Source organism: Methylobacterium isbiliense (assembly GCF_022179325.1).
Lineage (GTDB): Bacteria > Pseudomonadota > Alphaproteobacteria > Rhizobiales > Beijerinckiaceae > Methylobacterium > Methylobacterium isbiliense.
Window position 1 is genome coordinate 45,862 of the sequence record NZ_BPQQ01000043.1, and the last position, 22,369, is coordinate 68,230.

The window sequence follows — 22,369 nt, forward strand, 5'->3', positions numbered from 1 at the left end:
GGGGCGGGGCGCCTTGGAGAGGTTGGGCGGCCGATGCGGTGCCCCTACTGCGGCGGCCTCGACACGCAGGTGAAGGATTCGCGGCCGAGCGACGATGCCTCGGCCATCCGGCGCCGCCGGATCTGCCCCGATTGCGGCGGCCGCTTCACCACCTTCGAGCGCGTGCAGCTGCGCGAACTCACTGTCGTGAAGCGGTCCGGCCGCAAGGTGCCGTTCGACCGCGACAAGCTGCAGCGGTCGGTGGACGTGGCCCTGCGCAAGCGCCCGGTCGAGCCGGAGCGGGTCGAGCGGCTGGTGAGCGGCATCACCCGCCAGCTGGAGAGCGCGGGCGAGCCGGAGGTCACGAGCGAGGCCATCGGCGAACTCGTCATGGAGGGCCTGAAGGGCCTCGACGACGTCGCCTACGTGCGCTTCGCCTCGGTCTACAAGAATTTCCGCGAGGCCCGCGACTTCGAGGAGCTGCTCGGGCGCCTCAGCGCCGACCAGCAGGTCGGTGCCGACCAGCAGGTCGGTGCCGACCAGCAGGTCGGTGTTGACCAGCAGCAGGCGGGGGAGGGCGGGGAGGCGCCGGCGCGGCGCGCCCGGTCGCGGGCGTGAGCGCGCCCGACCCCGACCAGCGCTTCATGCGGCTGGCGCTCGCCCTCGGGCGGCGCCATCTCGGGCGCACCTGGCCCAATCCCTCCGTCGGCGCGGTGATCGTCGCGGGGCCCCCGGGTGCCGAGCGCATCGTGGCGCAGGGTGTGACGCAGCCGGGAGGGCGCCCGCACGCGGAGCGCATCGCGCTGATGGAGGCGGGTCCGGCGGCGCGGGATGCCACCCTGTACGTCACCCTCGAACCCTGCTCGCATCACGGCCGCACGGCGCCCTGCGCCGATGCGGTCGTCGCCGCCGGCATCGCCCGGGTGGTGAGCGCCATGGACGACCCCGATCCGCGGGTCGCGGGGCGCGGCCATGCGCGGCTGCGGCAGGCGGGCGTGGCCGTCACGGTCGGCGTGCTCGGCGAGGAGGCCCGGCACGCGCATCGCGGCCACATCACCCGCGTGGTGGAGAGCCGCCCGGCCGTGCAGCTCAAGCTCGCGCGCACCCCGGACGGCTTCGCGGCCGGCGGGCCGGGCCGGCTCCTGATCACCGGCCCGCTCGCGAATGCGCGGATCCACCTCATGCGCGCGCATGCGGACGCGATCATGGTCGGCGTGGGCACGGTGCTGGCCGACGATCCGGCCCTGACGGTGCGCCTGGCCGGCCTCGAAGGCCGCTCACCCCTGCGCGTCGTGCTCGATTCGCAGCTGCGCACCCCCTCGTCGGCCCGCCTCCTGCAGGATCGGCGCGTACCGACGCTGATCCTCGCCGCCGCGGATGCGCCCGGCGCCGCCGCGCGGCGCTTGGCGGAGGCCGGCGCCGAGGTGCTGCGCGTGCCCGGCGCTGGGCGCCTCGCCCTGCCGGCGGCCCTCGGCCTGCTGGCGCGGCGCGGCCTCACCCGGATCTTCTGCGAGGGTGGGCCGACGCTGGCCGATGCGCTGGCGCGTGACGGCCTGATCGATGCCTGCCTCCTCATCACCGGGGCGCGGCCCCTCGGGGCGCCGGGCCTGCCGGCCGTCGGACCCGACCTTGCCGCCCTGATCGCCTCGGGCGGGCTGCGGCCCGCCGGCGAGGAGCGGGTCGGCCCGGACCTCTTCACGGCCTACGAGCGGAGCTGACCATGTTCACAGGCCTCGTGACGGATATCGGGCGCGTGACCGCCGTGGACGGCGGCGAGCGCCTGCGCCGCATCACCATCGCATCCGCCTACGATCCGGCCTCGATCGCGCTCGGCGCCTCGATCGCCTGCGGCGGCCCCTGCCTCACCGCGGTGGCGGTGGAGCCGCACGGCGCAGGCTGCCGCTTCGCGGTGGATGTCGCCGCCGAGACGCTCGCGCGCACCACCGCGGGGACATGGGCGCCGGGCACCCGGCTCAACCTGGAACGCTCCCTGAAGCTCGGGGACGAACTCGGCGGCCACCTCGTCACCGGCCATGTCGACGGGCTCGCCGAGATCGTGGCGCGCGAGGCGGTGACGGGCCAGGAGGGCGACGCCTGGGCGCCGAGCGACCGCTTCGTGCTGCGCGCGCCCGCATCCATCGCGCGCTTCATCGCCGAGAAGGGATCGGTCTGCCTCGACGGCACCTCGCTCACCGTGAACGGGGTCGAGGGCGACACCTTCACGGTGCTGCTGATCCCGCACACGCTGGCGGTGACCACCTGGGGCGAGCGGCGGGCCGGCGACCGGATCAACCTCGAGGTCGACCTGATCGCCCGCTACGCCGCCCGGCTGACCGAGGCGCACGCGGCGCTGCGATCGGCCTGACGCACGGCCGCCGGAGCGGCGGCGTGGAGAACGATGGCGGGCCGCACGGCCCGCCATCGCCTCAGCTGTGGGCGAGGATCGCCAGCAGCAGGAGCGCGATGATGTTGGTGATCTTGATCGCCGGGTTCACGGCGGGGCCGGCGGTGTCCTTGTAGGGATCGCCAACGGTGTCGCCGGTCACCGCCGCCTTGTGGGCGTCGGAGCCCTTGCCGCCGTGGTGCCCGTCCTCGATGTACTTCTTGGCGTTGTCCCAGGCGCCGCCGCCGGAGGTCATCGAGATCGCCACGTAGAGGCCGGTGAGGATCACGCCGAGCAGCATCGCGCCCACCGCCGCGAAGGCCTGTCCCTTCCCGGCGATGACGAGGATCACGAAGTACAGCACCACCGGCGAGAGCACCGGGAGCAGCGAGGGGACCACCATCTCCTTGATCGCCGCCCGGGTGAGCATGTCGACGGCGCGGCCGTAATCCGGCCGGTCGGTGCCCTTCATGATGCCGGGCTTTTCGCGGAACTGGCGGCGCACCTCCTCGACCACCGCGCCGGCGGCGCGGCCCACTGCCGTCATGGCGATGCCGCCGAACAGGTACGGGATCAGCCCCCCGAGCAGCAGCCCCACCACCACGTAGGGGTTGGAGAGCGAGAAATCGACCGTGACGCCCCGGAAGTAGGTGTACTGGTCGGCGTTCTTGATGAAGTAGTCGAGGTCCGAGGTGTAGGCGGCGAAGAGCACCAGCGCGCCGAGGCCCGCCGAGCCGATGGCGTAGCCCTTGGTGACGGCCTTGGTGGTGTTGCCCACCGCGTCGAGGGCGTCGGTCGACTTGCGCACCTCCTTGGGCAGGCCGGCCATCTCGGCGATGCCGCCCGCGTTGTCGGTGACCGGGCCGAAGGCGTCGAGCGCCACCACCACGCCCGCGAGGGCCAGCATGGCGGTGACCGCGATGGCGATGCCGAACAGGCCCGCGAGCGAGTAGGTGGCGATGATGCCGCCGACGATGACGATGGCCGGCAGCGCCGTCGATTCGAGCGAGATCGCCAGCCCCTGGATCACGTTGGTGCCGTGGCCCGTGACCGAGGATTGCGCGATCGACTTCACCGGACGGAAGTTCGTGCCGGTGTAGTACTCGGTGATGACGACGATCAGGGCGGTGATCACGAGGCCGATCGCCGCGCACAGGAACAGGCCGAGCGAGGTGAAGGTCGCCCCCGTGTTGGTGGTGAAGCGCGTCGCGAAGCCGCCGAACATCACGAAGTTGATCGCCGCGATCGCCGCGATGGAGAGGATGCCGGCCCCGATCAGACCCTTGTAGAGGGCGCCCATGATCGACTGGTTGGCGCCGAGCCGCACGAAGAAGGTGCCGACGATGGAGGTGACGATGCAGGCCGCGCCGATCGCCATCGGGTAGAGCAGCATCGTCTCCAGCACGTTGCGGCCCTCGACCGCCGTCTGGCCGGAGAAGAAGATCGCGGCGAGCACCATCGTGGCGACGAGCGTCACCGCGTAGGTCTCAAACAGGTCGGCCGCCATGCCGGCGCAGTCGCCGACATTGTCGCCGACATTGTCCGCGATGGTGGCGGGGTTGCGCGGGTCGTCCTCCGGAATGCCGGCCTCGACCTTGCCGACGAGGTCGCCGCCCACGTCGGCGCCCTTTGTGAAGATGCCGCCGCCGAGACGCGCGAAGATCGAGATCAGGGAGGCGCCGAAGCCGAGCGCCACCAGCGCGTCGATGACGTCGCGGCTCGCGGGCGCGAGGCCGGCATAGCGGGTGAGGTAGGTGTAGTAGAGGGCGACTCCGAGCAGCGCGAGGCCCGCCACCAGCATGCCGGTGACCGCTCCCGACTTGAAGGCGACGTCGAGGCCGCCGCCCAGCGACTGCGTGGCGGCCTGCGCGGTGCGCACGTTCGCCCGCACCGAGACGTTCATGCCGATGAAGCCGGCCGCGCCCGAGAGCACCGCGCCGATCAGGAAGCCGATCCCGACCTTGAGGCCGAGGAAGTAGGCGAGCAGGGCGAACAGCAGGATGCCGACGACCGCGATGGTGAGGTACTGGCGCCGCAGATAGGCCTGCGCACCCTCGGCGATCGCGCCCGCGATCTCCTGCATGCGCTGGGTGCCGGCGTCGCGCCGCATGACGTCGTTGATCGTGAAGATACCGTAGGCAACGGCGCAGAGGCCGCCCACGATGATGAGCAGGAGTGCGGTCATTCTACCGTCCTTGATGCCGGGCTTGACCCGCAAGTGTCGACGGCCACGGTGGCGAGCGGCCTCCCGTTGCGGGTCTCCCTCCCCAGAAGCGCCGGTCGTGCCGGCCAGCCGACCTTGAGTGCCAAACTTCACGGGCGAGCGCAAACGGCGCGAAAGGGTCATCCGCAGGGCAGCCGGGAAAATCTCTGCCCGACCCGACGAAAGTCTTGCCTAGAAGTGGCTGAACGAGCCCGAGTCGAAGCGCCGGGGGGATCCGTCGCGGTCGCGGAAGCGCGGCGGCGCGCGGTCTCCCGTCACGGTGCCGATGCGGGTGAGCGGCACGCCGGCCGCGGCGGCCCGTGCCGTCAGGGCCGCGACCTCGGCCGGGGGCACGGCGCAGAGGATCTCGTAATCGTCGCCCCCGGTGAGCGCGGTCGCCAGGAGAGCGGGGTTCTCGGCCGTTGCCGCCGCGGCGGCGGCGGAGAGCGGCACGGCCGCCGTCTCGACCTCGGCCCCGCAGCCCGAGGCGCGCAGCATCTTGGCGAGATCGCCGACCAGACCGTCCGACACGTCCATGCCGGCGCGGGCATGGGCCGCGAGCGCCGGGGCAAGCGCGAGCCGGGGGCGGGGATGCAGGTAGCGGTCCGCGAGATGGCGGCGATGCGCCTCGCCGATCGCGACAGCCCAGGGGGCGTCCCGCTCGCGCCGCAACCGGAGGCCCAGCGCCGCGTCGCCGATGCTGCCCGAGACGAGCAGTTCGTCACCGGCCTGCGCGGTGAACCGGCGGACCATCCGCCCGGCCGGCACCTCGCCGAGCGCCGCGATGCTCAGGAGCGTCGGCCCCGCAGCCCGCACCGTGTCGCCGCCGAGGAGCGGGCAGCCGTGGCGGGCGGCCATCTCGCCGAGCCCGGTGCAGAAGGCGGAAAGCCAGCCCTCCTCCCACGCGTCGCTGAGCGCGAGGGTGAGCAGGAATCCCCGCGGCGCCGCGCCCTTGGCGGCAAGGTCCGACAGGTTCACGCCGAGCGCCTTGACGGCCAGGGAGGCCGGCGGGTCGTCGGGAAAATAATGGACGCCCGCCACGACCGCGTCGGTGGTGAGCACGAGGTCGTGCCCGGGGCGCGGCGTCAGCACCGCCGCATCGTCCCGCAGCCCGAGCCCGCCCGGCCCCGCGAGCGGCGCGAGATAGCGGGCGATCAGATCGTCCTCGCTCGGGCGGGGGAGGGCGGACACGCGGCCTCAGCCCTCGCGGGCCGCGCCGTCGAGTTCCTGCGCGCGGGCCGCGCGCGCCACCTTGTCGAGCACGGCGTTGACGAGGCCCGGCTCGTCGCCGCCGTAGAAGCTGTGCGCCACGTCGACATATTCCGAGATCGCCACCCGCACCGGCACGTCGCGGCGATAGATCACCTCGTAGGCGCCCGCCCGCAGGATGGCCCGCAGCACGGCCTCGACCCGGCGCAGGGGCCAGCCGGCCGAGAGGGCGCCGTCGAGCGCTTGGTCGATCGCCCGCTGCTCCTCGACCGCCCCGCGCAGCAGGTCGCGGAAGAAGGCGGTCTCGGCCGGCGGGTGCTCGACCCCGTCGACCACCTGCCCGATCCAGAACGCCTCGAACTCGGCCAGCGCGTCGATGACGCCCTTGCCGGAAATCTCCATCTCGTAGAGCGCCTGCACGACGGCCAGGCGGGCGCCGCTGCGCTCGGCCGGTTTCATCTCGACGTGTCTCCTTCGTCTCGGGTGGGGCGGGGCGGCGTGAAGCCGATGGTGCGCTCGGCCTGCGCCGCGTCCCGCGCGCGCTTGAGGCCGAGCACCGCCAGCGCCGCCTCGGCGGCGCCCCCACCCTTGTTCATCTCGGCGACGCGGGCGCGGGCCTGCGCCTGCGCCTCGGTCTCGACCGTCAGGATACCGTTGCCGAGCGGCAGGCGCAGCACCACCGACAGGTCCATGAGGGCCCGCGCGCTCTCGCCCGCGACGATGTCGTAATGGCCGGTCTCGCCGCGGATGACGCAGCCGAGCGCCACCACCGCGTCGAAGGGCTTGCGCGCCCGCGCGGCGGCCTCGACCAGGATCGCCACGGTCTGGGGGATCTCCAGCGCCCCCGGCACCGTCACGACCTCGGCCTCGGCGCCCGCGGCCGCGATCGCGTCGAGGGCGCCGCGCAGGAGTTCGTCGGCGATGTCGTCGTAGTAGCGCGCTTCGACGACCAGGATGCGGGCGTCCTTGAGCGACGGGCGCTCGCTCCCGCTGTCACGGCGTGGGCTCACCATCTCGGTCTCGATCGATTGCGAAGGGTCGAACGCGCCGGCGCCGCCATCGTTGCGACACGCCGTCCGCAGAGGGGGGAGCACTAGACCGAAGCGCCCTCGCGAACAAGCGGTCGCCCTGCGGCCGAGGCCCGCCCTTCGAGACCGGCCCTTCGAGACCGGCCCTTGCCAAACGGCCCGCGCGCCGCCAAGGGGCGCGCCAGCCGGGCCGCCGGACAAAGGCTGCAGACCCAGGCCGGGAGGACCGACACCGGATGACCGACCTCGAAACCCGCACGATCCGCCGCGTCAGCCGGCGGCTGATCCCGTTCCTGATCGTCTGCTACTTCGTCGCGTATCTCGACCGGGTGAACGTCGGCTTCGCGGCGCTGACGATGAACAAGGATCTGGGCATCTCGGCCACCGCCTACGGGCTCGGCGCCGGCCTGTTCTTCCTCACCTACTTCCTGTTCGAGGTGCCCTCGAACCTCTTTCTGGAGCGGTTCGGCGCCCGGCGCTGGATCGCCCGCATCATGCTCTCCTGGGGGCTCATCTCCGGCGGCATGGCCTTCATCGGCGGCGAGACGAGCTTCTACGTGATGCGGCTCCTGCTCGGCGCGGCGGAGGCCGGCTTCTTCCCGGGCATCATCTTCTACCTCACCCTGTGGTTTCCCGCCGCCTACCGGGCGCGCATCGTCAGCGCCTTCATGGTGGCGATCCCGCTCTCCAGCCTGGTCGGCGCACCGATCTCGGGGGCGCTGCTCGAACTCGACGGGCTGCTCGGCCTCAAGGGCTGGCAGTGGCTCTACCTGATCGAGGCGGCGCCGGCCGTGATCCTGTCCGTAATCACCTTCTTCTATCTCACCGACCGGCCTGCGGATGCGGCCTGGCTCGCCCCCGACGAGCGCCAGTGGCTGGAGCGGCGGATGGCCGAGGAGGAGGCGATGCGCGGGCGCGACACCCACCAGCCCCTCTCGCGGGCGATCTTCGAGCCGCGGGTGCTCGCCATCGCGGCGATCTATTTCGGGGCCGTGGCGCTGCTCTACGGCTTCAGCTTCTTCCTGCCGCAGATCGTCAAGGCGTTCGGCCTCACCAACGTCCAGACCGGCCTCGTGACGCTGATCCCCTACACGGCCGGCACGGTGGGGCTGCTCTACTGGGGCAAGCGTTCGGACGCCAAGCGCGAGCGGCGCCGGCACCTCGCGGTGGCGCTGGCGCTCGCCTCCTTCGGGACGATCGGGGCGGCCCTCGCGGGCGATCCCGTCCTCAAGATGGTGCTGTTCTCGGCCGCCGCCTTCGGCATCTTCGCGGCGCTGCCGATCGTCTGGACGCTGCCGACCGAGACCCTCACGGGCGCGGCGGCGGCGGGCGCCATCGCGGTGGTGAATTCCATCGGCAACCTGTCGGGCTTCGTCGCGCCCTACGCGGTGGGCGCGATCAAGGACCGCACCGGCGACTTCACCTGGGGCCTCATCGCCATCTCGGCCGCGGGGCTGATCGGCATCGTGGTGGTGCTGCGTCTCGGCCACGCGCGGGCCGCCGCATCCCCTCCGGCCGGGTGAGCGGGGCAAAAAGGCGGGCAGAAGCGCCGCGGCATGCTGGCGCCCCGGCCCGGACCGTGGCAGAGAGCGGCCGCGCGGGCGACGCCCGGTCGCATTGCACGCGCGCTCGGGGTGGTGCTTCGGTCCGCCGGAACCGGGGGTCTCGCCCTCGAAACCTGCCCCAGGATTGTGGTTCGCGCATGGCCGAAGGGTCTGCTGCGGGCTTCGCCTTCGTTGTTTCTCGGGAGAGCCGGAACTTGGCCACGACCGTCGCCCCCTCCGACGCCGCGCATCCGCACGGGACGACCCGCCGGGACTTCCTCTACCTCGCCACGGGCGCGGGCGCCGCGGTCGGCGCCGCCGCGCTCGCCTGGCCCTTCGTCGCCTCGATGGCGCCGGACGCCGAGACGGTGGCGGCGGGCGCGCCGATCGAGGTCGACCTCACGCCGATCACCGAGGGCCAGATCATCAACGTGTTCTGGCGCGGCAAGCTGATCTTCGTGCGCCGTCTCACTCAGAAGGAGATCGGGGAGATGAAGGCGGTCCAGGCCGCCCAGATGATCGACCCGGCGCCCTTCTACGCCCGCGTCAAGGAGGGCCACGACCAGTGGCTCGTGGCCTACGGCAACTGCACCCATCTCGGCTGCGTGCCGATCGCCAACCAGGGCGGCCATCCGGGCTGGGGCTGCCCCTGCCACGGCTCCCTGTTCGACGCCGTCGGGCGCGTGACCCGCGGCCCGGCCCCGATCAACCTGCCAATCCCGCCCTACGCCTTCCAGGGCGACGCCAAGGTGCGCATCGGCGAAGGCGCCACGGCCTGACCCCTCACATCCAGAACAACGGGCTGTCCTCATGAGCGCACACGCCACGACTTACGTCCCCAAGAGCGGCATCGCCAAGTGGTTCGAGGCGCGGCTGCCGATCATCGGCCTCGTCCACTCGTCGTTCATCGCCTTCCCGATCCCGCGCAACCTGAACTACTTCTGGACGTTCGGCGCGATCCTGATCGTGATGCTGGCCTCCCAGATCGTCACCGGCGTCTGGCTGGCCATGCACTACCAGCCCTCGGCCAGCGAGGCGTTCAACTCCGTCGAGCACATCATGCGCGACGTGAATTACGGCTGGCTTCTGCGCTACATGCACGCCAACGGCGCCTCGATGTTCTTCATCGCGGTCTACGTGCACATGTTCCGCAACCTCTACTACGGGTCCTATAAGGCCCCGCGTGAGGTGCTCTACATCCTCGGCGTCATCATCTACCTGCTGATGATGGCGACCGCCTTCCTCGGCTACACCCTGCCCTGGGGGCAGATGTCGTTCTGGGGCGCCACCGTCATCACGAACATCCTGGCGGCGATCCCGATCGTCGGCGACACCATCCAGAGCCTGCTCTGGGGCGGCTACTCGGTCGGCAACCCGACCATCAACCGCTTCTTCTCGCTGCACTACCTGCTGCCGTTCATGATCGCCGGCGTCGTCGTGCTGCACGTCTGGGCGCTGCACGTCACGGGCCAGAACAACCCGACCGGCATCCCGATCAAGACCGGCAAGGACGCGGTGCCCTTCACCCCCTACGCGACCATCAAGGACGTGTTCGCGGTGGTGGTGTTCTTCGTGTTCTTCGCCTACTGGATCTTCCTGCAGCCGAACTATCTCGGCCACGCCGACAACTACATCCCGGCGAATCCCGGCGTGACGCCCGCGCACATCGTGCCCGAATGGTACTTCCTGCCGTTCTACGCGATCCTGCGCGCGGTGCCGGACAAGCTCGGCGGCGTGATCCTGATGTTCGGCGCGGTGATCATCCTGGCCTTCGCGCCCTGGCTCGACACCTCGCGGGTCCGCTCGGCGAACTACCGCCCGATCTACCGGCAGTTCTTCTGGGTGTTCATCGCCTGCTGCTTCCTGCTCGGCTGGCTCGGCGCCAAGCCGCCGGAGGGAGGCTACGTGCTCGCGGCGCGCGTCGCCACGTTCTACTACTTCGCCCACTTCCTGCTGGTGATGCCGCTCGTCGGGCTGTTCGAGACGCCCAAGCCCCTCCCGGGCTCGATCCTTGAGAGCGTCACCGGACCCGGCAAGCAGGTCGGTGCCTCCGGCATGCCGGCCGGCGCCGCCGCCGCCCCGCCGACCAAGGGCTGATCCACCCGGGGCCGCGCCCGGCGCGGCCCCGTTCCCTTCTCCACGCCGGTACAAGCTGCCCGGACAAGACGCCGATGACGACGCCGAAGAGGGGCATCGAGGGAATGATGAGAACGCGTGCTCTCGTGGCCGGCCTCGCGGCCGCGATCCTGGCCGCCACGGCCGCCTACGCGGACGAGGGAGGTCCCACGCCGCCCCGCGAGAAGTGGACCTTCTCGGGCGTGTTCGGCACCTTCGACCAAGCGCAGCTGCAGCGGGGCTTCCAGGTCTACCGCGAGGTCTGCTCCAGCTGCCACAGCCTGCACTACGTCCGCTTCCGCAACCTCGCGGAGGAGGGCGGTCCGCACTTCTCGGCCTCGCAGGTGAAGGCGCTGGCGGCCGAGTACAAGGTCAAGGACGGCCCGAACGACCAGGGCGAGATGTTCGAGCGGCCCGGCCGGCCGGCGGACAAGTGGCCCTCGCCGTTCCCCAACGACCAGGCGGCCGCGGCGGCCAACGGCGGCAAGGCGCCGCCGGACCTCTCGCTGATGGCCAAGGCCCGCACCTTCAGCCGCGGCGGCCTGTGGTTCGTGATCGATTGGCTGCCCTTCGTCGGCTACACCGAGCAGGGGCCCGACTACCTCCACGCGCTCCTCAACGGCTACAAGGACTCGCCCCCGGAGGGCTTCCAGGTGCCGGAGGGCGGGCACTACAACGAGTATTACCCGGGCCACATCATCGCGATGCCCAAGCCCCTGAGCGACGGGCAGGTGACCTACCCGAAGGGCGCCAACGGCCAGCCGGTCGTGCCCGAGACCGTCGACCAGTACTCGCGCGACGTCACCGCCTTCCTGATGTGGACGGCCGAGCCGCACCTGCTCGCCCGCAAGGAGCTTGGTCTGCGCGCGATCATCTTCCTGCTCGTGCTGGCCGGCCTGCTCTACTACGTGAAGAAGAAGATCTGGTCGGACGTCGGCGGCGAGACGCACGGGCTGCAGCCCGAGCTGCACAAGACGGGCTGAGGCCGGATCGGCGACAGCGAGAGGCCCCGAAAGGGGCCTCTTTTCTTTTGCGCGGGGACGAAGGAGACCCTCATGACCAAGGCCGTGCTCGGTGTGATCGGCGGATCCGGCGTCTACGACCTGCCGGGTCTGGAGGATGTGCGCGAGGAGCGGATCGATTCGCCCTGGGGCGCCCCCTCGGACGCGCTGCGCATCGGCCGCATCGGCGAGACGCCCGTGGTGTTCCTGCCCCGGCACGGCCGCGGCCACCGCCTCTCGCCCTCCGGCATCAACTACCGGGCGAACATCGACGCGCTGAAGCGGGCCGGCGTGACCGACCTCGTCGCGCTCTCCGCCTGCGGCTCCTTCCGCCAGGAACTCTATCCGGGCCTGTTCGTGCTGGTGGACCAGTTCGTCGACCGCACGCACGGCCGCGCCTCGTCCTTCTTCGGCGACGGCTGCGTCGCCCACGTCTCGATGGCCCACCCGGTCGGGCCGGCCCTCCAGGCCCGCATCCTGGCGGCGGCGGAGGCCGAGGAGATCGCGGTGCGCAAGAACGGCACCTACGTCTGCATGGAGGGGCCGCAATTCTCCAGCTACGCCGAGTCGCTCACCTACAAGAGCCTCGGCTACGACGTGATCGGCATGACCAACATGCCCGAGGCCAAGCTCGCCCGCGAGGCCGAGATCACCTACGCGACGATCGCCATGGTGACGGATTTCGACTGCTGGCATCCCGAGCACGACGCCGTCGAGGTCTCGGCCGTGATCGCCGTGGCACGGGCCAACGCCGCCAAGGCCGCGCGGCTGGTCAGCCGGCTCGCCCGCGACTTCCCGGCCGAGCACGAGCCCTGCCCGGCGCGCTCCGACCGGGCGCTCGAGGGCGCGATCATCACGCCGCCCGAGCACCGCGATCCGGCGCTGATGGCCAAGCTCGACGCGGTCGCCGGGCGGGTGCTGTGAACCGCGCATAACCCCCTGGCGCCGGGCCGGGCTGCCCGGTTACAAGGCAGCCCGTTCCACGCCGCGATCAGGACCGATGACCGACACCCCCTCCCGCACCGGCCGCGTCAGCCGGCGGACGGCCGAGACCGACGTGAGCGTCGCGATCGACCTCGACGGCACCGGACGGGCCGCGATCGACACGGGCGTCGGCTTCCTCGACCACATGCTGGAGCTCTTCGCCCGGCACGCCCTGTTCGACCTCGACGTCACGGTGAAGGGCGACCTGCACGTCGACCAGCACCACACCACCGAGGATGCGGGCATCGCGCTCGGCCAAGCCTTCGCGCAGGCGCTCGGGACGAAGCGCGGCATCCGCCGCTACGCCGACCTGCACCTGCCGATGGACGAGGCCTTGACCCGCGTCGCCGTCGACATCTCGGGGCGCCCCTTCCTGGTGTTTCGCACCGCGTTCGCCCGCGAGAAGATCGGCGCCTTCGACACCGAGCTGGTGCGCGAGTGGTTCCAGGCCTTCGCCATGAACGCCGGGATCACGCTCCACGTGGAGACCCTCTACGGCGACAACCAGCACCACATCGCCGAGAGCTGCTACAAGGGGCTGGCACGGGCCTTGCGCCACGCGGTCGCCATCGACCCGCGCGAGGGGGACCGGGTGCCGTCGACCAAGGGCTCGCTCTGAGGACCAGCCTCGCGAACCCGCCGCGGAGAGCGTTCGATGCCGACCTATACGCTGCACCTTGCCGATGCGGACGACCCGGGGAGCCCGGAGGCCCTCGACCGGGCCAAGCTGGTGCCTGACCGCTTCATCTGGCCGGCCTTCTGGTTCTCGGCCCTGTGGTTCTTCTGGCACCGGCTGTGGCTCGCGGGGCTCCTCGTGCTCGCCGTCGAGGTCGGCGTCTGGGCGCTCGGGCTCGCGCTGAACCTGTCGCCGCTCGCGGGCTTCGTCATCACGCTGCTGCTCGCGTGGCTGATCGGGCTCGAAGCCTCGTCGCTGCGGCGCTGGACCTATGAACGCCGCGGCCGGCCGATCCGCGACGCGGTGACGGCCGCCGACATCAAGGAGGCCGAGGTGAAGCTCGTCGGCCGCTGGGTCGCCGAGCGGGCCGCGCCCCCCCCGGCCCCGGCCCCGGCCCCGCGGATCCCGCCCTATGCCCGGACGGAGAGCCCGGCCCTGGGGCTCTTCCCCGAGGCGGATCCGCGCCGGTGAGGGGCCAGCACGAGGAGGAGCGCGCGTGAGCGCCGGCAGCGTCGCGATCATCGATTACGGCTCGGGCAACCTGCACTCGGCCGCCAAGGCGTTTGAGCGCGCCGCGCGCGAGGCGGGGCTCGACCGGACGCGCATCGTCGTCACCTCCGACCCGGAGGCGGTGGCCTCGGCCGAGCGCGTGGTGCTGCCGGGCGTCGGCGCCTTCGCGGATTGCCGCCGCGGCCTCGACGCGGTGCCGGGCCTCGTCGAGGCGATGACCGAGGTCGCGCAGCGCCGCGGGCGCCCCTTCCTCGGCATCTGCGTCGGGATGCAGCTCCTCGCCTCGCGCGGGCTCGAACACGAGATCACGGCGGGCCTCGGCTGGATCCCGGGCGACGTGGCACCGATCACGCCGGCGGACCCGTCCCTCAAGGTGCCGCATATGGGCTGGAACACGCTCGACGCCCGCCGCGACACGCCGCTGCTGGCCGGCATCCCGACCGGGGAGGGCGGTCTGCACGCCTATTTCGTGCACAGCTACGCGCTGGCGCCGCAGGAGCCCGGCGACGTCGTGGCGACGAGCGATTACGGCGGCCCGGTCACGGCGGTCGTCTGCCGCGGCACCGTGGCGGGCACCCAGTTCCATCCCGAGAAGAGCCAGCGGCTCGGCCTCGCGCTGATCGCGAACTTCCTGCGCTGGCGGCCTTAAGGCCGTCCGATCCTCCTCTCAGCCTTGCGGTGACGCTTCGTGATCCTGTTCCCGGCCATCGATCTCAAGGAGGGGCGCTGCGTGCGCCTCGTGCAGGGCGACATGGCGCAGGCGATCGTCTTCAGCGACGATCCGGCGGCGCAGGCGGCCACCTTCGCCGAGCAGGGTTTCTCCTGGCTGCACGTGGTCGATCTCGACGGGGCCTTCGCGGGGGCGCCGATGAACGCGGCGGCGGTGGACGCGATCCTAGCCGCCGTGACGATCCCGGTGCAGCTCGGCGGCGGCATCCGCGAGATGCGCACCGTCGAGGGCTGGCTCGCCAAGGGCGTCCGCCGCGTCATCATCGGCACCGCGGCGGTGCGCGACCCGGCCTTCGTGCGCGAGGCCGCCCGGCGCTTTCCCGGGCAGATCGCGGTGGGCATCGACGCCAAGGACGGCCGCGTCGCCGTGGAGGGCTGGGCCAAGACCTCGACCGCGACCGCGGAGGAGCTGGGCCGGCGCTTCGAAGATGCGGGCGTGGCCGCCATCATCTACACCGACATCGCCCGGGACGGGATCCTCAAGGGTCTCAACATCCCGATGACGCTGGCGCTGGCCCAGGCGGTGAGCATCCCGGTGATCGCCTCGGGAGGCCTCGCCTCGATCGCGGATGTCCACCGCCTGCTCGAACCCGACTGCGCGCTGCTCGCCGGCGCCATCACGGGCCGCGCCCTCTACGACGGGCGCATCGACCCGAAGGAGGCCCTGGCGGCGATCCGGCGGGCCGCGCAGGCGCGCGGCGGCGCGCCGTGATAGGGTGGCCGCGAGGATGCCTTCGATGACGGCTGCACCGACTCTCGCCGCGCCCCGCTGCGCGGCCTATGACGACGACTTCTATACCTGGACCGTGCAGCAGGCGGCATTGCTGCGCGCCGGCGACCTGTCCGCGCTCGACCGCGAGAACCTCGCCGAGGAGATCGAGAGCTTGGGCCGCAGCGAGTTCAACCGGCTCGCGAGCTTCTACCGGCTCGTTCTGCTGCACATGCTGAAGTGGGAGCACCAGCCCAATCTTCGAAGCCGCAGCTGGGCCATATCGATCGCGGCGCACCGTCAGCACGCGATCGAGGTGATCGCCGACAATCCCGGGCTGAAGCCCCGGCTCGACGAGGCGCTGGAGCGCGCCTACAGGCATGCGCGCCTCGAGGCCATCGCCGAAACGGGACTGCCCGCTTCGGCCTTCCCCGAAACACTTCCCTTCACCCGGGACGAGACGATGTCGCGGCCCTACAGCTTCGAGTAGAGACCGGCCCGTGCTCAAGACCCGCGTCATTCCCTGCCTCGACGTCAAGGACGGCCGCGTCGTCAAGGGCGTCCAGTTCCTCGCGCTGCGCGATGCGGGCGATCCGGTCGAGGCGGCCAAGGCCTACGACGCGGCCGGCGCGGACGAACTCTGCTTCCTCGACATCACGGCGAGCCACGAGGCGCGCGGCATCCTGCTCGACGTGGTGAGCCGCACCGCGGAGGCCTGCTTCATGCCGCTCACGGTGGGAGGGGGCGTGCGCACCGTCGAGGACATCCGCGCGCTGCTGCTCGCCGGGGCCGACAAGGTCTCGATCAACACCGCGGCGGTGAACAACCCGGATTTCGTGGCGCAGGCCGCGGAAAAGTTCGGCAGCCAGTGCGTCGTCGTGGCGATCGACGCCAAGCGCGTCTCGGGGGAGGGCGAGGCCCCGCGCTGGGAGATCTTCACCCATGGCGGGCGCCGGGCCACCGGCCTCGACGCGATCGCCTTCGCCCGCGCCATGACGGCGCGCGGGGCGGGGGAACTCCTCGTCACCTCGATGGACCGGGACGGGATGCGCTCGGGCTACGATCTCGGGCTGACGCGGGCCGTCGCCGACGCCGTCACCGTGCCGGTGATCGCCTCCGGGGGCGTCGGCGGGCTCGACGACCTCGTGGCGGGCGTGGCGCAGGGGCATGCGAGCGCGGTGCTCGCCGCCTCGATCTTCCATTTCGGCGAGGCGACGGTGGGGCAGGCCAAGGCGCACATGGCGGCGGCCGGCCTCGCGATGCGGCTGGATCCGCACTCACCCGGTGCTTGACCCGGGCCGGCCGCGCCCCCAAGGCTCGGTGCGCCAGCCCCGGCACCCCTCCTCGGCCCGCCCGGATGCCATGACCCGCTTCAGCCTCGCCGACCTCGACCGGATCGTGCGTCTCCGCGCCGCCGCCCCGCCGGAGGAATCCTATACCGCGAAGCTGATCGCCGCCGGTCCTGGCAAGCCGGCCAAGAAGCTCGGCGAGGAGGCGGTGGAGGCCGCCATCGCCGCCGTGCAGGGCGACCGCGCCGGTCTCGTGTCGGAAGCCGCCGATGTGCTCTATCATCTGCTGGTGGTGCTGGCCGGGAGCGGCGTGGCGCTGGAGGACGTGATGGCGGAGCTGGAGCGGCGCACGGCTCAGGGCGGGCTCGCCGAGAAGGCCGCGCGCGGTCGCGCCGGGCGGAGAGACCCGTGAACGAGCGCCCGGCGCTGCCGACCCGGCCGCAGGCGGAACTCGCCGCGAGCCTCGACGAGGCGACCGACCACCTGTCGCCCTACCGCGTCTTCGCCCGCGAGGAATGGGCGCATCTGCGCGCCGACACGCCGCTCACCCTGACCGCCGACGAGGTTCTGCGCCTCCAATCCCTCAACGACCCGATCTCGCTCGAAGAGGTCGTGGCCATCTACCTGCCGCTGTCGCGCTTGCTCTCGCTCTACGTCGCGGCAACGCAGGGGCTGTTCAAGGCGACGCAGCGCTTCCTGCTGGCCGAGCGGGAGGGCAAGGTGCCCTACATCATCGGCGTGGCGGGCTCGGTGGCGGTGGGCAAGTCCACCACCGCCCGCGTGCTGAAGGCGCTGCTCGCGCGCTGGCCCAACACCCCGAAGGTGGACCTCGTCACCACCGACGGGTTCCTGCTGCCGAATGCCGAACTCGCGCGCCTCGGCCTGATGGAGCGCAAGGGCTTCCCGGAGAGCTACGACACGCCGACGCTGCTGCGCTTCCTCGCCGACATCAAGGCCGGCAAGCGCCACGTGGCGGCGCCGCTCTACTCCCACCTCGTCTATGACGTGGTGCCGGGCGAGACCACGGTGGTGGACCGCCCCGACATCCTGATCGTCGAGGGACTGAACGTGCTGCAGCCCGCGCGCCTGCCGCGCGACGGCACGGCGATCCCGTTCGTCTCCGACTATTTCGACTTCTCGGTCTATCTCGACGCCCACGAGGACGACCTGCACCGCTGGTACGTCAACCGCTTCCTGCGCCTGCGCCACACCGCCTTCCGCGACCCGCTCTCCTACTTCCGCAAATACGCCGAGGTGAACGAGGACGAGGCCATCGCCATCGCGGACGGGCTGTGGTCGCGCATCAACCTCCTGAACCTGCGCGAGAACATCGTGCCGACGCGCCAGCGCGCGAGCCTGATCCTGGCCAAGGGCGCGAGCCACCGCATCGAGAGCGTGGCCCTGCGGCGGCTGTAGCGGCGCGGGCGGCGCCCGGGAGCGGGATCCGCCCAGGCTGGACCGGATCCTGCGCCGGACCTTCGATGGGCCGCGTCGTCGAGCCCTGCTCCGTGCCGGGTCAGGCCGCTCGCACCGGCGGTTCGTCTCCCCGCGTGGCCTCACCGCCATCCGGTGCGGCGCCCGCCTGCGCCAGCAGGGCCGCGATGTGGCCGCCCGGCATGGGCTTGGCGAGCAGGAAACCCTGCACCTCGCTGCATTGATCGATCGTCAGCGCCGCGAGCTGGCCGATGGTCTCGACGCCCTCCGCCGTCACCGAGAGGCCGAGCGCCCGTCCCAGGCTGAGGATCGCCTGCACGACGGCCCTCCCGCTCTGGCGGTGTTCGATGTCGGCGACGAACTGCCGGTCGATCTTGATGACGTCGAAGGGGAAATTGTGCAGGTAGATCAAGCTGGAATAGCCGGTGCCGAAATCGTCCATGGCGAGCCGGACGCCCAGTCCCTTGAGCCCGTCGAGCAGGCGCCGCGCCCGCTCGGCATCCTCCAGGAGCACGCCCTCGGTGATCTCGATTTCGAGCCGCTCCGGGGCGAGCCCGGCCGCCGCGAGGGCCTCGGCGACGACGCCGAGCAGCCCGTCGTCGCGGAACTGGATCGGCGAGACGTTCACCGACACCCCGATCCCGGGCCAAGCCGCCGCAGCCGCGCAGGCGGTGCGCAGAACCCAGCCGCCGAGCGCCCCGATCAGGCCGCAGCGTTCGGCCACGGGGATGAACTCGGCGGGGCTGATCCGTCCACGCTGGGGATGCGACCAGCGCACGAGCGCCTCCACGCTCCGGATCGTCCGCTCGCGCGTGTCGAACCGCGGCTGGTACTCCACGAAGAACTCGCCGGCCGCCAGCCCGCGCCGAATGTCGTCCGCGAGCGCCCGCTGCGCCATGAGCTGGTCGCTGATCTCGGGTGAGAAGAAGCCGTAGGAGCCCCGCCGGTGCTGCTTGACGCGCAGGAGCGCGGTGTCGGCGCTGCGCAGAAGATCGTCCGGGGTCGTGCCGTCGAGGGGAGACACCGCCACGCCGATCGAGACTCCGATCCGGATCTCGCCGGCCTCGCACAGCACCGGCTGCGCCACGAGCGCCAGGATGTGCTGACAGAAGTCCGCGATCTCGTGGTCGGTCAAGTCGGGAGCGGCCACCACGAACTCGTCGCCGCCGACCCGCGCCACGAACTGGTCGGGGCGCAGCATCCGCCGCAGCCGGTCGGCGATCTCGCCGAGCACGCGGTCTCCGACGAGGTAGCCGTAGGTGTCGTTGATCGGCTTGAAGCGGTCGAGATCGAGGGAGAGCACGGCGAGGCGCGCCGTGGACGAGGCGAGCATCGCGGCCAGGAAACCCGCGAGCCGGACCCGGTTCGGGAGCGCCGTGGCCGCATCGTGCCGGGGCTGGCGCTTGGCGTCCTCGAAGGCTGCCGCCATGGCGGCGTCCGCCGTCACGTCGGTGGCGCACGCGATCAGCTTGACGGGCGGGCCGGCGGGATCGCGCACCGGCGTGTAGGTGGCCTGAAGCCGGATCTCGCGTCCGTCCTTGGCCAGAAGCCTGACCTCGCCCGCCGGGGGCTCCCCCTGCGCCAGGCGCGCCCAGAACGCCTGATCGGCGGCGCTCCCGGACCCGGAGGGGTCGAGGAGCATCCGGTGATGACGGCCCACGACCTCGCCGCGCGCGCAGCCCGTCAGGCTCAGGAACAGCGGATCGACGTCGAGGATCGTGCCGGCGAGGGAGAAGTGGATCACCGCCTGCGAGGCGTTGATCGCCGCGATCGGCACGTGGTCGGCCGTCTCCTCGTGCTGCGCGCCGGTGATGTCGGCCGCCAGCAGCACGATCTCCTCGACGACCCCGTCCGGCCCGGCCAGAGGCGTGTAGCTCGCGCGCAGCCAGATCGCGGTGGCATCGGCCCGCATGCGCCGACAGGACATCGTGCAGCCGGCGCCCCCCGACACGGCCGCCCAGAGCCGGTCGACCTCGCCGCCGGCCCGGTCGTCGGGATGGCACAGATCGGCGTGCGATCGGCCGACGATCTCGGCCGGCCCATACCCGAACGAGCGCAGAAAGCGGTTGTTGGCCCGCAGGATGCGGCCGTCGGGCGCGAACACCGCGCTCGCGAGCGTGGCGTTGAGTGCCCTCGTTTCGGCCGGGAGATGTCCCGCGCCGTCAGCGTCATGATCCATGCGTGCCCCCCCGGCAACGCCTTCGTCGTCCGCGCTCCCCGCCACCGGAAGGTTCAGCCCGGATCGGGACGATCACTTTCCTTACGGTAATTTGCGACATTTAACGCATGGTTCCCGCTCCCGCCCGCGTGCCTGATCCTCCCGTACGCGTCTTCTGAGTTGTATCTGGCACAAATGCGCTCATTTGGCGCTGCGAGCATCAACTTGATCGAGCCATGCCGGAGACGATAGTGTCGGTTGCGTCGCAGAGCCCGATCAATCCCGGCGCGACGCGATCTTACTCTGCGACCGGTCTCGTTCCGATGGATGCCGGGCGTCCCACCTCGATGCGTCACGCCAGCGGATAGGCCGCCTCGACCACGTAGGGACCGCCGCCGACCGAGGCCCGCGCGGAGTAGAGCGCCACCCGCTCCGCCCTGACGCTCAGGGCCGCGAACGGCCCCTGCACGGCAAGGTACTGCGCCACGAGGTCGGGCGTCGCCTCGCGGCGCAGCCGCGCCAGGGTCACGTGGGGCGTGAAGCGCCGCGTGTCCGGGGCCAGGCCGACGCGGCGCAGCAGACGCTCCTGCTCGGCCTGGAGATCGTCGAGGTCGGGGCTCGGCACCACGCGGGCGTAGAGCGCGTGCGGCCGCTCGCCGCCGAAGCTCGCGAGCGCGTCGAGGGTCAGCGCGAGGGGCGGACGCGGGCGGGCCTCGGCGAGGGCCTGCGTGATCTCCTCGGCCACGCCGCCATCCACGTCGCCGATGAAGCGCAGGGTGATGTGGTAATCCGAGGGCTCGACCCAGCGCGCGCCGGGCAGGCCGCCGCGGCGGCCGGCGAGCGCCGTCGCGACGTCCGGCGGGATCTCGAGACCGGTGAAGAGGCGCGGCATGGCGGGCTCACATGCTGGGCTTACCTGGCGGGCTCACGGGGCCTTGCGCAGACGCGCCAAAAAGGTCTCGACGGCGGGCAGGATGCCCGCGACGATCCGCTCGACGCCCTTGGCGTTCGGGTGCAGGCCGTCCGGCAGCGCGAGGCTGCGGTCGGTGGCCACCCCGTCCAGGAAGAAGGGATAGAGGACGAGGCCGTGACGCTCGGCGAGCCGCGGGTAGATCGCCTCGAAGCGCGCCACGTAGTCGGGGCCGAGATTGCGCGCGGCCTTCATGCCGGTGAGCATCACCGCGATGCCGCGGTCCTTCAGGCGGGTGATGATGCCATCCAGCGCCGCCTCGGTGACGGCCGGATCGGTGCCGCGCAGCATGTCGTTGGCACCGAGTTCGAGGATGACCCCGTCGGTCCCCTCCGGCACCGACCAGTCCACCCGGTCGCGCCCGCCGGTCGCGGTGTCGCCCGACACGCCCGCATTGGTGATCGCCACATCGAAGCCCTTCTCCTTCAGGGCGCGCTCCAGAACGCCCGGGAAGGCCGCCCCGGCCGGCACGCCGTAGCCCGCCGTCAGGCTGTCGCCCAGCGCCACGAGGCGCAGCGTCCGCTCGGCGGCGCGGGAGGAGTCACAGAACAGCATCATCACGCAGGCACACAGACCCAGGATCGTCGCGAGGCGGCCACGGTGACGGGCTAGATCCGCGCCGCCATCCTGGCGGAGCGGGAGCCGGCCGACCATATCGGGCGGGCGGGTGGTCCCGCGATCGTGCTTGCGTCTCACCTCGTCCACCTCCGGCGCGTCGTCCCGACGCCCCACAGATCGGCCTCATCCCCATGACCGACAAGGCCACCGCACCGGCCATCGCCCTCGATGGCGTCGACCTCAGCCTCGGGCGCGGGGCGGCGCGGGTGCACATCCTCAAGGGCATCTCGCTGTCGGTCGCGGCCGGCGAGGCGGTGGGGCTCGTCGGCCCCTCGGGCTCGGGCAAGTCGACGCTGCTGATGACCATGGCCGGGCTGGAGCGCCCCGATGCGGGCCGGGTGGTGGTGGACGGCACCGACCTCGCGGGCCTCGACGAGGATGCGCTGGCGCGCTTCCGCGGCCGGCGCATCGGCATCGTCTTCCAGTCCTTCCACCTCGTGCCGACCATGACGGCCCTGGAGAACGTGGCGCTGCCGCTCGAACTCGCCGACCTGCCCGACGCGCATGAGCGGGCGGAACGGGAACTCGCCGCGGTGGGGCTCGGGCACCGGCTGCACCACTACCCGGCGCAGCTCTCGGGCGGCGAGCAGCAGCGCGTGGCCATCGCCCGGGCCGTGGCGCCCGACCCGGCCATCCTCGTCGCCGACGAGCCCACCGGCAACCTCGACGAGACGACGGGCGGGCAGATCGTCGACCTCCTCTTCGCCCTCAAGCGCGACCGCGGCGCGACGCTGGTCCTCGTCACCCACGATCCCGGCCTCGCGCGCCTGTGCGACCGCACGGTCCGGCTCCGCTCGGGGCTGATCGAGGCGGCGGCCCTGGCCTGAGGG

The 22,369-nt window shown here is 71.8% G+C and carries 24 protein-coding genes; 17 read left to right on the forward strand and 7 right to left on the reverse strand.

Annotation, left to right across the window (positions count from 1 at the left end):
• Positions 1-33: 33 nt before the first annotated feature.
• From nrdR to MFF61_RS19040, 3 genes are read left to right on the forward strand one after another with little or no spacing between them, the layout of a single operon-like run.
• Positions 34-597, forward strand: coding sequence for a transcriptional regulator NrdR (gene nrdR, locus MFF61_RS19030; protein WP_238237053.1), 564 nt, complete (start codon positions 34-36; stop codon positions 595-597).
• Positions 594-1,697, forward strand: coding sequence for a bifunctional diaminohydroxyphosphoribosylaminopyrimidine deaminase/5-amino-6-(5-phosphoribosylamino)uracil reductase RibD (gene ribD, locus MFF61_RS19035; RefSeq protein WP_373324759.1), 1,104 nt, complete (start codon positions 594-596; stop codon positions 1,695-1,697). The genes nrdR and ribD overlap by 4 nt, the downstream gene beginning before the upstream one ends.
• 2 nt (positions 1,698-1,699) lie before the next feature.
• Positions 1,700-2,344, forward strand: a complete 645-nt coding sequence (locus MFF61_RS19040) for a riboflavin synthase (RefSeq protein WP_238237054.1) — start codon at positions 1,700-1,702, stop codon at positions 2,342-2,344.
• 61 nt (positions 2,345-2,405) lie between these two features.
• Here the strand turns inward: MFF61_RS19040 and MFF61_RS19045 are convergent, their stop codons facing one another.
• The 4 genes from MFF61_RS19045 to ribH all read right to left on the reverse strand — a co-directional run bounded on the left by MFF61_RS19045 (position 2,406) and on the right by ribH (position 6,787).
• A complete protein-coding gene (locus tag MFF61_RS19045) occupies positions 2,406-4,547 on the reverse strand; it encodes a sodium-translocating pyrophosphatase (protein WP_238237055.1) in 2,142 nt (713 codons plus the stop codon).
• A gap of 210 nt (positions 4,548-4,757) precedes the next feature.
• Entirely contained in the window at positions 4,758-5,756 is a 999-nt protein-coding gene (gene thiL / locus MFF61_RS19050) for a thiamine-phosphate kinase (RefSeq protein ID WP_238237056.1), read from the reverse strand.
• Between the two features lie 6 nt (positions 5,757-5,762).
• Complete coding sequence (gene nusB, locus MFF61_RS19055) at positions 5,763-6,233, reverse strand: transcription antitermination factor NusB (RefSeq protein WP_238237058.1); 471 nt, start codon at positions 6,231-6,233, stop codon at positions 5,763-5,765.
• Positions 6,230-6,787, reverse strand: coding sequence for a 6,7-dimethyl-8-ribityllumazine synthase (gene ribH, locus MFF61_RS19060; protein ID WP_238237060.1), 558 nt, complete (start codon positions 6,785-6,787; stop codon positions 6,230-6,232). Before ribH ends, nusB begins: the two co-directional genes overlap by 4 nt.
• A gap of 251 nt (positions 6,788-7,038) precedes the next feature.
• Here ribH and MFF61_RS19065 point away from each other — a divergent pair, with 251 nt between their 5' ends.
• From MFF61_RS19065 to coaA, 13 genes are all read left to right on the forward strand, one after another.
• Positions 7,039-8,325: an MFS transporter gene (locus MFF61_RS19065; RefSeq protein ID WP_238237062.1), complete on the forward strand. Its 1,287-nt coding sequence runs from the start codon at positions 7,039-7,041 to the stop codon at positions 8,323-8,325.
• 236 nt (positions 8,326-8,561) lie between these two features.
• Positions 8,562-9,125 carry a ubiquinol-cytochrome c reductase iron-sulfur subunit gene (gene petA / locus MFF61_RS19070; protein ID WP_238237064.1) on the forward strand — a complete coding sequence of 188 codons (564 nt, stop codon included), beginning with the start codon at positions 8,562-8,564 and terminating at the stop codon, positions 9,123-9,125.
• Positions 9,126-9,156: 31 nt separating this feature from the next.
• A complete protein-coding gene (locus MFF61_RS19075; protein ID WP_238237066.1) occupies positions 9,157-10,443 on the forward strand; it encodes a cytochrome b in 1,287 nt (428 codons plus the stop codon).
• Positions 10,444-10,547: 104 nt separating this feature from the next.
• Positions 10,548-11,444 carry a cytochrome c1 gene (locus MFF61_RS19080; RefSeq protein ID WP_238237119.1) on the forward strand — a complete coding sequence of 299 codons (897 nt, stop codon included), beginning with the start codon at positions 10,548-10,550 and terminating at the stop codon, positions 11,442-11,444.
• A gap of 72 nt (positions 11,445-11,516) precedes the next feature.
• A complete protein-coding gene (locus MFF61_RS19085; RefSeq protein WP_238237068.1) occupies positions 11,517-12,386 on the forward strand; it encodes an S-methyl-5'-thioadenosine phosphorylase in 870 nt (289 codons plus the stop codon).
• A gap of 76 nt (positions 12,387-12,462) precedes the next feature.
• Positions 12,463-13,065 carry an imidazoleglycerol-phosphate dehydratase HisB gene (gene hisB / locus MFF61_RS19090; RefSeq protein WP_238237070.1) on the forward strand — a complete coding sequence of 201 codons (603 nt, stop codon included), beginning with the start codon at positions 12,463-12,465 and terminating at the stop codon, positions 13,063-13,065.
• 36 nt (positions 13,066-13,101) lie between these two features.
• A complete protein-coding gene (locus tag MFF61_RS19095) occupies positions 13,102-13,593 on the forward strand; it encodes a DUF2628 domain-containing protein (RefSeq protein WP_238237072.1) in 492 nt (163 codons plus the stop codon).
• A 25-nt stretch (positions 13,594-13,618) separates the two neighbouring features.
• On the forward strand, positions 13,619-14,281 hold the full coding sequence (hisH, locus tag MFF61_RS19100; RefSeq protein WP_238237074.1) for an imidazole glycerol phosphate synthase subunit HisH: 663 nt from the start codon (positions 13,619-13,621) through the stop codon (positions 14,279-14,281).
• 39 nt (positions 14,282-14,320) lie between these two features.
• Entirely contained in the window at positions 14,321-15,073 is a 753-nt protein-coding gene (gene hisA / locus MFF61_RS19105) for a 1-(5-phosphoribosyl)-5-[(5-phosphoribosylamino)methylideneamino]imidazole-4-carboxamide isomerase (RefSeq protein WP_238237077.1), read from the forward strand.
• A 25-nt stretch (positions 15,074-15,098) separates the two neighbouring features.
• Positions 15,099-15,560, forward strand: a complete 462-nt coding sequence (locus tag MFF61_RS19110) for a DUF29 domain-containing protein (protein ID WP_238237079.1) — start codon at positions 15,099-15,101, stop codon at positions 15,558-15,560.
• A 10-nt stretch (positions 15,561-15,570) separates the two neighbouring features.
• Entirely contained in the window at positions 15,571-16,362 is a 792-nt protein-coding gene (gene hisF, locus MFF61_RS19115) for an imidazole glycerol phosphate synthase subunit HisF (RefSeq protein WP_238237081.1), read from the forward strand.
• 70 nt (positions 16,363-16,432) lie between these two features.
• Positions 16,433-16,771, forward strand: coding sequence for a phosphoribosyl-ATP diphosphatase (locus MFF61_RS19120; protein WP_238237082.1), 339 nt, complete (start codon positions 16,433-16,435; stop codon positions 16,769-16,771).
• A 14-nt stretch (positions 16,772-16,785) separates the two neighbouring features.
• Positions 16,786-17,775 (forward strand): type I pantothenate kinase, encoded by a 990-nt coding sequence (gene coaA / locus MFF61_RS19125; RefSeq protein ID WP_238237121.1) that lies wholly within the window; start codon positions 16,786-16,788, stop codon positions 17,773-17,775.
• A 100-nt stretch (positions 17,776-17,875) separates the two neighbouring features.
• On the opposite strand, the gene MFF61_RS19130 is transcribed toward coaA, so the two are convergent.
• The 3 genes from MFF61_RS19130 to MFF61_RS19140 form a co-directional block, all read right to left on the reverse strand.
• Entirely contained in the window at positions 17,876-19,972 is a 2,097-nt protein-coding gene (locus MFF61_RS19130) for a putative bifunctional diguanylate cyclase/phosphodiesterase (RefSeq protein ID WP_238237084.1), read from the reverse strand.
• Between the two features lie 331 nt (positions 19,973-20,303).
• Positions 20,304-20,843 carry an RNA 2',3'-cyclic phosphodiesterase gene (gene thpR, locus MFF61_RS19135; RefSeq protein ID WP_238237085.1) on the reverse strand — a complete coding sequence of 180 codons (540 nt, stop codon included), beginning with the start codon at positions 20,841-20,843 and terminating at the stop codon, positions 20,304-20,306.
• Positions 20,844-20,876: 33 nt separating this feature from the next.
• Positions 20,877-21,479, reverse strand: a complete 603-nt coding sequence (locus MFF61_RS19140) for an arylesterase (RefSeq protein ID WP_238237122.1) — start codon at positions 21,477-21,479, stop codon at positions 20,877-20,879.
• A 191-nt stretch (positions 21,480-21,670) separates the two neighbouring features.
• Between MFF61_RS19140 and MFF61_RS19145 the strand changes: the two genes are divergently transcribed.
• On the forward strand, positions 21,671-22,366 hold the full coding sequence (locus MFF61_RS19145; RefSeq protein WP_238237086.1) for an ABC transporter ATP-binding protein: 696 nt from the start codon (positions 21,671-21,673) through the stop codon (positions 22,364-22,366).
• Positions 22,367-22,369: the final 3 nt, after the last annotated feature.

Coding starts and splice junctions, on each gene's coding strand:
- nrdR (WP_238237053.1), top strand. CDS start 34: ATGCGGTGCCCCTACTGCGGCGGCCTCGACACGCAGGTGAAGGATTCG.
- MFF61_RS19040 (WP_238237054.1), top strand. CDS start 1,700: ATGTTCACAGGCCTCGTGACGGATATCGGGCGCGTGACCGCCGTGGAC.
- MFF61_RS19045 (WP_238237055.1), bottom strand. CDS start 4,547: ATGACCGCACTCCTGCTCATCATCGTGGGCGGCCTCTGCGCCGTTGCC.
- nusB (WP_238237058.1), bottom strand. CDS start 6,233: ATGAAACCGGCCGAGCGCAGCGGCGCCCGCCTGGCCGTCGTGCAGGCG.
- ribH (WP_238237060.1), bottom strand. CDS start 6,787: ATGGTGAGCCCACGCCGTGACAGCGGGAGCGAGCGCCCGTCGCTCAAG.
- MFF61_RS19065 (WP_238237062.1), top strand. CDS start 7,039: ATGACCGACCTCGAAACCCGCACGATCCGCCGCGTCAGCCGGCGGCTG.
- MFF61_RS19075 (WP_238237066.1), top strand. CDS start 9,157: ATGAGCGCACACGCCACGACTTACGTCCCCAAGAGCGGCATCGCCAAG.
- MFF61_RS19080 (WP_238237119.1), top strand. CDS start 10,548: ATGATGAGAACGCGTGCTCTCGTGGCCGGCCTCGCGGCCGCGATCCTG.
- MFF61_RS19085 (WP_238237068.1), top strand. CDS start 11,517: ATGACCAAGGCCGTGCTCGGTGTGATCGGCGGATCCGGCGTCTACGAC.
- hisB (WP_238237070.1), top strand. CDS start 12,463: ATGACCGACACCCCCTCCCGCACCGGCCGCGTCAGCCGGCGGACGGCC.
- MFF61_RS19095 (WP_238237072.1), top strand. CDS start 13,102: ATGCCGACCTATACGCTGCACCTTGCCGATGCGGACGACCCGGGGAGC.
- MFF61_RS19110 (WP_238237079.1), top strand. CDS start 15,099: ATGACGGCTGCACCGACTCTCGCCGCGCCCCGCTGCGCGGCCTATGAC.
- MFF61_RS19120 (WP_238237082.1), top strand. CDS start 16,433: ATGACCCGCTTCAGCCTCGCCGACCTCGACCGGATCGTGCGTCTCCGC.
- MFF61_RS19130 (WP_238237084.1), bottom strand. CDS start 19,972: ATGGATCATGACGCTGACGGCGCGGGACATCTCCCGGCCGAAACGAGG.
- thpR (WP_238237085.1), bottom strand. CDS start 20,843: ATGCCGCGCCTCTTCACCGGTCTCGAGATCCCGCCGGACGTCGCGACG.
- MFF61_RS19140 (WP_238237122.1), bottom strand. CDS start 21,479: ATGATGCTGTTCTGTGACTCCTCCCGCGCCGCCGAGCGGACGCTGCGC.
- MFF61_RS19145 (WP_238237086.1), top strand. CDS start 21,671: ATGACCGACAAGGCCACCGCACCGGCCATCGCCCTCGATGGCGTCGAC.